A 7,802-nucleotide genomic window follows, 5' to 3' on the forward strand; every position below is an offset into this window, starting at 1 on the left:
CCGGTGCCGGGCCGGGGTCGCGTTGCTCCGGCGCGTCCCGTCCCGTGGGGCCCGGGCCGGACGGCTGCGGCGTGCCCTCCTCGTCCTCCCAGCCGAGGAACGCCTCGCACGACGTGCAGAAGGCGCGGCCCGGTTCGTTCCTGGTCCCGCACGCGTCGCAGATCAACTCGCCGCACCTCCCGCGCCCCCGGCCGGGGGCAGGATCTCCAGGGTGAAAGCCACATGGGCCGGGACCTCGGCCCCGATCCGCTCCTCCAGCAGCGCCCGGTCCACAGGGCGGCCGGCCGTCTCCCGGACCCGGATCGTCACCCGGGGGCGCGTTGAGCCCGGTAGCGCGGTGAGCGGGCTCGTGGACCAGGCGGTCCCGCCGCTCTCCGTGATCTCGGGTTCGGTGCCGGTCACCAGCCGCACCACGTCCGCGAGTCCGCCGAGCGTCCCGCGTCTGGCGTGCCGGGCCACGGCGCCGCGCACCGTCTCGCGGCGCCGCTCCACCGTGCTGTCGCCGGGGGGCTCCACCGCCACCCACTGGGCGAGCCAGGCCAGGAAGTCGTCGGGGGCGCTGCGCGGGTCGAGGTGGGCGGGGAGGTTGTCGATGGTGAGCAGGACCGGGGCGAGGACGTCGTCGAGCGCGCCGAGGAAGCGGCGGACGAAGTCCTGCTCCACGTACACGGCGGGGAGCTGGTCGACGAGGGGGTGCGGGGTGGGGAGTCCGGGGACGCCGGTGCGCATCGTTCAGGCCCCCCTCACGCGGAGCTGGTGCTCGTAGCTGAAGACCAGCGCGTGCCGGTCGAGGGGGATCTTGGTGGTGGCGTCGGTGCGTTCGCCGGTCACCGGGTCGGCGCGGTAGAGGCGTACGTCCTCGACCAGGTCCACGCCGGGCACCCGCTGGAGCACGGCGAACGCCTCTCCCGACTGGACGGGGCGCCCGAAGGGCCAGCCCTTCCCCTGGGGGCCGCCGGACAGGGGGTTGAAGTAGCCGTACAGCGCGGCGAGGGCCGCGTCCCGGACGCGGTCCCGGACCGCGCCCGGTTCGGCCTGCACGGTGGCGACGACGGTGACGCCCTGGTAGAACGGCGGCTCCACGACGAGGCGGGCTCCGACGGGGCGGCGTTCGTCCAGGTGTCCGGCGATCAGGCGCAGGGTCTGGGCGGGCGGGATCAGCTCGTCGAACTCGATCCGGCCCTGCTCGTCGCTGCGCCCGGCGGGGACGACGAGGAGCCGTACGCCCTGGGCGGTCTCGTCGTCGTGCGCGTCGTCGTCGCCGGCCCGGATGCAGTGGACGCGGGCCGCGTCCGGGGCGACCTCCCGGGCGAGGAGTTCGTAGTCGTGCGGGACGACGGCCCGGTGCAGGGTGCGCAGGGTCATCGGGCCGCGTACCCGTGCGCTCTCGACGCTCTCCCCGTCCACCCCGCCGAGCGCGGGCCGGCGGTTCTCGACGCGCGCCACGTACGGAATGGCGCTGCGCAGGATCTTCAGGGTGGAGCGGGCGACGTTGCCGCGCAGCCCGCCGCCGGTCCGGTAGGCGCGCACCCGGACGGTGGCGCCCTTCGCCGGCACGGCCCCGTAGTAGCGGATGGAGCCGTCCCGTTCGCGTACGGCGGGGCCGAACTCGACCCGGCCGGAGTTCGGGTCGAGGGTGATGTGCCGGTCCTCGGGGCCGGAGTGCGCGAAGTCGTCCACCCTGGTCCAGCGGGTGTACTCGGGTTCCGGGCCGCCGCTCGCCGGGTCGGCGACCTCGACCACGAAGTCCCCGGGCACGACGGGCGACCGGGCCAGCGTGAACGCCTGGCCGGGCACGCCCTCCGCCGCGCCCAGGACCTCGTCGGTGATGGTCTCGGCGTGCTCGGCGGCGACGGTGGCGCCGATGGTGAAGGCGGTGAGGGACCGCAGGACGGGCGGGGCCAGGTAGGTCGGGCGGCCCGGTTCGGCCTCGATCAGCCGGCAGCGCAGCCAGCCGCCGGTGCGCCGGACGACGGCGGCCGGGGTGTGGGTCTTCGGCAGGTGGAGGATGAGTTCGCCGGACCGGTTGAAGCCTCCGGTGTCGTCCTTCTCGACCTCGCAGGCCGCCCAGGCGGTGCCGTCCCACGCCTCCCAGACCAGCGGGGGGCGCAGCGGGTCCACGCCGACGCCCTCGACCCGGCAGTCCATGCGCAGGACGACGACTCCGGCGGGTACGGCCGTGGAGAGGCCGACGTACAAGCAGTCGCCGGGGGCGGGTGTGGCGCCGAAGCAGGCCACGTCGCGGCCGATGGCGAGCTGTTCGGTGCGGTCGGTGACCTCCTCGGTGGCCGGCCAGGTCGCGAGGTGGGCGAACGAGCAGGGCACGACGGTCAGTTCGTCGGTGGTGGTGAAGACGACCGCTTCCTCGGTCTCCGTGCGGACGGTGGCCACTTCGGTGCCGGCGCGGACCACGACGGGGTCGGGGCGGGGCGCGGACAGCCGGAAGGTGACGTCGGTGCGCGCGGCGGTCGGCGGGTGGAGCCGCACCCCGATCAGGTCGAGGAAGGTGAGGTAGCTCTTCTCGGGCACCCGGTTCACCCGGTAGACGAGCTGGTCGACCATGGTCGCGAACGCCTCGATCAGGGTGACGCCGGGGTCCGAGACGTTGTGGTCGGTCCACTCGGGGCAGCGCTGCTGGACGAGGCGCTTGGCCTCGTCCACCAAGCCCTGGAAGCGGCGGTCGTCCAGATGGGGGCTGGGCAGTGTCACGCGCCGGTCTCCTCGTCGTCGGGGCTCGTGTCCGGTCCGTGCTGCGGGATCACGTAGAACGGGAAGACGAGGTTGCGGGGGTCGTTGGAGCCGCGCACGGTGTAGCCGATGTCGATGTAGAGGACCCCGTTGTCGGCGGCGTCGAAGCGTACGGTGACGTCGACGACCTCGATCCGGGGTTCCCAGCGTTCCAGGGCGAGCCGGACCTCGTACGCGAGTTGCCCGGCCGTTCCCGCGTCGGCGGGGGCGAACACGTAGTCGTTGACGGCGCAGCCGAACTCGGGGCGCATGGGGCGCTCGCCGGGCGAGGTGGCGAGGATGAGCCGGATCGACTCCTCCAGTTCGCGTTCGCCGCGCACCAGCGCGATGGAACCGGTGGCGTCGGTACGGGGCGGGAAGGCCCAGCCGGCGCCGATGAACTGCTCTCCCATGGTCCGTTCAGCCTCCGATCAGCACGGTGGCGCAGCCGGCGACGATCGGCGCCCCGCAGCCGCTCAGGTCCCCGACCCGGGCGGCCGGTCTGCCGCCGATGAAGACGCTGCGGCTGCCGGGCGGTGCGATCACGGTCGGCGGGTGGCCGAGCGGGGAGGCGCACTGGTGGGCGGTGCCGACGGTGGCGGCCGGTCTGCCGCCGATCAGCACCGTGGGCACTCCGGGCGGCCCCACGGTGCCGGGGTGGCCCGTGGGGTCGGCGACCCGTGCGGCTGCTGCTGACGGCATGCGGTGCGCTCCTCTTCGCTGCGGGGTGCGGTGGGGCGGTCGGCTGTGCGGGGTTCGGTGGGGCGGTTGGCTCGTGCGGGGGGCGTCAGTTGAGCTGGATCATCGGGGCGTTGACGGAGACCGAGCCTCCGCTCCTGACGTCGGTGCGCCGGCTGCCGTCGACCGTGACCTGGCCGCCGCGCAGTTCCACCGCGCCGTCCGTGGAGAGGGCGAGCCGGCCGTTGCCTCCGTTGAGGGCGACCCCGTTGCGGGAGGTGAGGGTGACGCGTTCGCCGGTGAGGGTGAGTTCGCCGCGTCCGGCGTCCAGGGCGACGCCCTTGGCGGCGGTGACGGAGACCTGTTCCTCGGCGTGGATGGTGACGCTGCCGTCGCTGTTGATGACGACGGCGGTGCCCCGGCGGTCCAGGTCGATGGTCAGCTTGCCGTCGCCGGTGCGCAGCCGTACGCCCTGCGGGCCGTCGGCCGCGTCCAGGAGTTCCAGCTGGTTGCCGCTCCTGGAGGCGAAGGCGCGCCGGTTGACCGCCCCGGTGGTGGGGTCCACGAGGCCGCCACCGCCGCCCGCGCCGGGAGCCGCCGAGGCACCGGGGGCGCCCGGGAGTCCAGAAGCTCCTGGGGCCCCGGAGGCCCCCGGTGCGCCAGGGGTTCCGGAGGCTCCAGGCGCTCCGCCGCCTCCTCCGCCGGGCCGGTCCTTGCCGTTGTAGAGACCGGCCAGCACGTAGGGCCGGTCGAGGTGGCCCTGCTCGAAGCCCACCAGGACCTCGTCCCCGACCTCGGGGATGAACGCCTCGCCGCCGCCCGTCCCGCCGGACTGCGCCGTGCGCGCCCAGTCGCTCGCGTACTCGTCCGACAGCCAGGGGAAGCGCACCTTCACCCGGCCCGAGCCCTCCGGGTCCTGGGTGTCCGTGACCGTCGCGCTGACCAGCCCGGACCAGCGCGGCCCGCCCCCGGCCGCGCCACCGCCGCCCCCGCCTCCCCCGGTGAGCCCGAACAGGGAGCGTTCCTGCTGGCCGGAGACGGTGATCCAGGTCTCGTAGCCGCGTACGGCGTCGAAGACGTGGCGCGAGGAGGTGACGGTGTAGCGGCCCTCGAAGGGGGCGCCGACCGCGTTGAGCGCGACCGCGCTGCCCGCCGTGACCGCGGGGTTGCCCCGGATCACGGCCTCCAGTTCCGCGAAGGAGCCGGCGATGCGTTCGGCCAGGGCCTTCGCCGCCTGGTCCACCTGTGCCTGGGTGCCGTACGGGGCGTCGGTGACGACGAACCGCGCCTCACCGAAGGGGGCGGTCACGTCGGCCGCCGTGACGCCGAGTTCCAGCGTGCCGGACGTCCCGGCGGGCGCCTTGCCGACCAGGGGTTCCTTGGCGCCGACGTCCCAGCCGCGCACCTCCACCTCGGACACCTGCTCGGCGGCGGAGACCCCGGCCCGGCAACGCAGCAGGTTGCTGCCGAGTTCCAGGACGAGCGGGTCGCGGTCGGCGCGGGCGGAGCTGTCCGGTGCCCCGCTCGCCTCGGCGGGCCGGGTGATGTGCAGTCGCCCGTCGCGTACGTACGCCTGGGCTCCGGCCTCTTCGGCGAGGCCGCGCACGAACTCCCAGTCGGTGACGTTGGGCTGGGCGATGTGCTCGATGACGGGCCCGGCCACGTCCACGGTGCCGGGCTTGAGTCCGGCGCGCTGGGCGACCTGGCCGCAGATGTCGGCGAGCGTCATGTTCTGGTAGCTGGCGACGCGCCGCCCGCGCAGCAGCCGGTGCGCCTGGTCCAGGCCCCGGACGACGGTGAACGTGCCGGTCTCGTCCAGTTCCACCTCGAGCGCGGTGACCGCGCCTTCGAGGAGTGGTTTCGGGGTGGTGTCCCCGCCGGCGCGGGCCAGCAGCCGGGCCTCGCTGCCGATCTTCAGACCGGTCTGTTCGAGCAGGACGCGGTCCGGGTCGCGGAACCGGAGGAGGAAGAGGTCCGGAAGCGTACGGCTGTCGTCCACATAGCCCTCGACCAGGGTGTTCAGGAACTTCGCGGGCAGCGGGCGGCCGTCGAACTCCACCACCAGCGCGCTGGCGACCCCTTGGCGTGTCATCGTCCTGCCCTCCGGCGGCCGGAGTCGTCGAGCCGGCCCAGCTCGTCCGGGGCGGGCAGCAGCAGCTGGGTGCCGGGCGCCAGCCGGATCGGGTCGTCGATGTCGTTGGCCTCGGCGATGACCCGCCAGGCTCCGGCGTCGCCGTACTCGCGGTGGGCCAGCGAGGGCAGCGAGTCCCCGGAGGCGACCCGGTGCACCCGGCGGGCCGCCAGCGCGCCCGAGGTCGGGTTCTGGCCGGGGGTCTCCCCGCTGATCTCCTCCATCGTCACCTGGCACACCGCCCGGATCGGCACGCCCGAGGTGGTGAACAGGGTGTACTTGGCGGCGACCTGGCTCACGTAGCCGGGGAAGCCGGTCAGCCCGCCCCAGTGGAACACCACCCACGGCGGTGAGGAGCGCTGCTGCTGCCGGGTCTCGTTCGTCGGTACGCAGCACGCGAACAGCTGCTCCACCGCCGTGACGACCCGGGTGTCCTGGGTGTCCCCGGCGTCGAAGAACATCTCGACGGTGAGCTTGCTGGGCTGGGAGCCCTGGTATTCGGGCGGCCCGGAACTCTTCGCCCCCTTGGCCGGGGTGCGTTTCCAGGAGGCCGCCTTCGTCAGGCTCAGCTCCTTGGGGTTGAACTGGAAGTCGATCCGTCCGCACGGCCCGCCGGGGGTGAGCCCGCCGCCGGTGGGCGGGGTACGCAGCTCCAGATAGGCGTGCTCCAGCTTGGGCCTCGCCGAGCCGCCCTTCGCCGCGGACGCCACTCCCGACGTACCGGCCGCGCTGAACGCGATGGGTCCGCTCACGCCGCTCAGCCCTCCATCACATAGCCGTGGTGGGCGATCTCGATCGTCTCCATGGCGACCCTGGGCGACTCCGGGGTGAACGACGGCCCCGTCCAGCGCACGGGCACTACCTCCAGCAGCCCCCACTGGGCCACCTTGCGGCCGTCGCCGGTCCGCGCCTCGATGTGGGCGGTCTTGCGGCTGAACCCGGTCGTCATCGTGGCGAACCAGCGGGCCACCTTCTCGGTCTCCCGCGTCAGGGGCCGCGACAGCTTCACGTTGGAGTACTTCAGCCGGGTGGGGAGCTGCCACACGTGTCCGTTGTTGCCGCCCTCCTCGCGGGTCTCCAGGACGACTTCGCAGCCCAGCCCGTCGCAGGTGTTGAACGATCCGAGTTCGATGTCGTCGATCGTCACGACGAAGCAGACGCTGACTGCGGGGTCGTCCGGGGCGGTGGCCATGGCACGTGCCTCTCGATCAGTGACGGGTGTTGATGAGGAAGCCGGAGCGTTCACGTTCGAGCCTCAGATCGGCCTTGAGCAGCCGGCTGAGGGGTGCGTACAGCGCACGGACCAGTTCGTCGGTCACGGGCGGTGCCTGCGGCGTCCCCTCGGGGCTCGTGGAGGAGGTGGTGGTCGCCGCGGGCGCCTGCGCGTTCTCGGACGGTTCGGGCTCCGGCGCCGGCTCGGGATCGGGCTCCGGTGGCGGCGGGGGTTCCTCGGTCTCCGATTCCCGCTGGACGACCGGCCGCGACGTGCCGTCACGGGGCGCCGACGCGAAGACGACACTCCCGTCCGCCATCCGCTGCGCCACCCCGGCCGCCACGGCGACGGCACCCGCCGTCGGGACGGAACGGGGGACGCGCGGCCCCCGTCCGGGGTCGGGAGCGGGGTGCGTCTGCCGCTGTACGGGAGTGCGCTGTACGGGGGTGAGCGCCGGCTGCGACGGTGCCGCGGGGGTGACGGCAGCGCCGCCCGTGACGCCCTGGCCGCGCGTCTCGGAGGCGGTCCAGCGGACGGGCACGGCGGGCGGCGGATCAGCGGGTGCCGGTACGAACGGCGACGAGCGGGACGGATCACCGCCGACGCCCCCGCCGCTCTCGGCCGCACGCTGCACGCTCGGTCCGGCGGCGGGGGAATCTACGCCGGGAGCGGGAGCCGTACGGAGGGTCAGGGGGCGCTCCCCGAGGAGGGGCGCGGTGGGCCGGGCGGGTCCGGGCGCGGGTGAGCCCGGGGGCGGGGGCACGGTGGTGCTGCGCTGTACGGGGGTGGTGGGCGTTCCCGTACCGGCCGGGCTCGCGGTGTCCTCCCCGCCGCCCGTGCGGAACACGTCCCCCGAGTCCGGCTGCCGCGCGAGCGGGGCGTCCCCCAGGAGCGGGGCCACGCTCTCCGGCTCGGCGGGGGCCCTGTCCGGTGCCCCGGGCTCCGGGTGCGGGGCGTTGTCGTGTGGCATCTCCGGTAAGGGGGCCGGTGACTGGGCCGCCCGGCGCTGGGCCGTGGGCGGCAGACCGGGCAGCGGCGCGCCGAGACCGCCGG

The 7,802-nt window shown here is 74.4% G+C and carries 8 protein-coding genes; all 8 read right to left on the bottom strand.

What is annotated here, in order from left to right; translation table 11 throughout:
* Window positions 1-162: 162 nt before the first annotated feature.
* Complete coding sequence (locus MHW47_RS29110) at window positions 163-729, bottom strand: phage tail protein (RefSeq protein WP_239226745.1); 567 nt, start codon at window positions 727-729, stop codon at window positions 163-165.
* 3 nt (window positions 730-732) lie between these two features.
* Window positions 733-2,709: a putative baseplate assembly protein gene (locus tag MHW47_RS29115; RefSeq protein WP_239226746.1), complete on the bottom strand. Its 1,977-nt coding sequence runs from the start codon at window positions 2,707-2,709 to the stop codon at window positions 733-735.
* Window positions 2,706-3,140, bottom strand: a complete 435-nt coding sequence (locus MHW47_RS29120; RefSeq protein WP_239226747.1) for a GPW/gp25 family protein — start codon at window positions 3,138-3,140, stop codon at window positions 2,706-2,708. The genes MHW47_RS29115 and MHW47_RS29120 overlap by 4 nt, the downstream gene beginning before the upstream one ends.
* 7 nt (window positions 3,141-3,147) lie before the next feature.
* Window positions 3,148-3,429, bottom strand: coding sequence for a PAAR domain-containing protein (locus MHW47_RS29125; RefSeq protein WP_239226748.1), 282 nt, complete (start codon window positions 3,427-3,429; stop codon window positions 3,148-3,150).
* A gap of 85 nt (window positions 3,430-3,514) precedes the next feature.
* Window positions 3,515-5,497, bottom strand: a complete 1,983-nt coding sequence (locus MHW47_RS29130) for a VgrG-related protein (protein WP_239226749.1) — start codon at window positions 5,495-5,497, stop codon at window positions 3,515-3,517.
* The gene (locus MHW47_RS29135; protein ID WP_374230167.1) at window positions 5,494-6,288 is read right to left on the bottom strand and encodes a peptidase M23; all 795 of its coding nucleotides are present in this window, start codon (window positions 6,286-6,288) and stop codon (window positions 5,494-5,496) included. Before MHW47_RS29135 ends, MHW47_RS29130 begins: the two co-directional genes overlap by 4 nt.
* Before the next feature lie 5 nt (window positions 6,289-6,293).
* Window positions 6,294-6,728: a phage tail protein gene (locus MHW47_RS29140; protein WP_239226750.1), complete on the bottom strand. Its 435-nt coding sequence runs from the start codon at window positions 6,726-6,728 to the stop codon at window positions 6,294-6,296.
* A gap of 16 nt (window positions 6,729-6,744) precedes the next feature.
* Window positions 6,745-7,719, bottom strand: coding sequence for a hypothetical protein (locus MHW47_RS29145; protein WP_239226751.1), 975 nt, complete (start codon window positions 7,717-7,719; stop codon window positions 6,745-6,747).
* Between the last annotated feature and the right edge of the window lie 83 nt (window positions 7,720-7,802).

The sequence above is a fragment of the Streptomyces sp. OfavH-34-F genome, from assembly GCF_022347745.1.
Classification (GTDB): Bacteria; Actinomycetota; Actinomycetes; order Streptomycetales; family Streptomycetaceae; genus Streptomyces.

What these genes read in the sequence shown, in the direction of transcription:
- MHW47_RS29110 (WP_239226745.1), bottom strand. Translation starts at nt 729, where the DNA reads ATGCGCACCGGCGTCCCCGGACTCCCCACCCCGCACCCCCTCGTCGAC.
- MHW47_RS29120 (WP_239226747.1), bottom strand. Translation starts at nt 3,140, where the DNA reads ATGGGAGAGCAGTTCATCGGCGCCGGCTGGGCCTTCCCGCCCCGTACC.
- MHW47_RS29125 (WP_239226748.1), bottom strand. Translation starts at nt 3,429, where the DNA reads ATGCCGTCAGCAGCAGCCGCACGGGTCGCCGACCCCACGGGCCACCCC.
- MHW47_RS29130 (WP_239226749.1), bottom strand. Translation starts at nt 5,497, where the DNA reads ATGACACGCCAAGGGGTCGCCAGCGCGCTGGTGGTGGAGTTCGACGGC.
- MHW47_RS29140 (WP_239226750.1), bottom strand. Translation starts at nt 6,728, where the DNA reads ATGGCCACCGCCCCGGACGACCCCGCAGTCAGCGTCTGCTTCGTCGTG.
- MHW47_RS29145 (WP_239226751.1), bottom strand. Translation starts at nt 7,719, where the DNA reads ATGCCACACGACAACGCCCCGCACCCGGAGCCCGGGGCACCGGACAGG.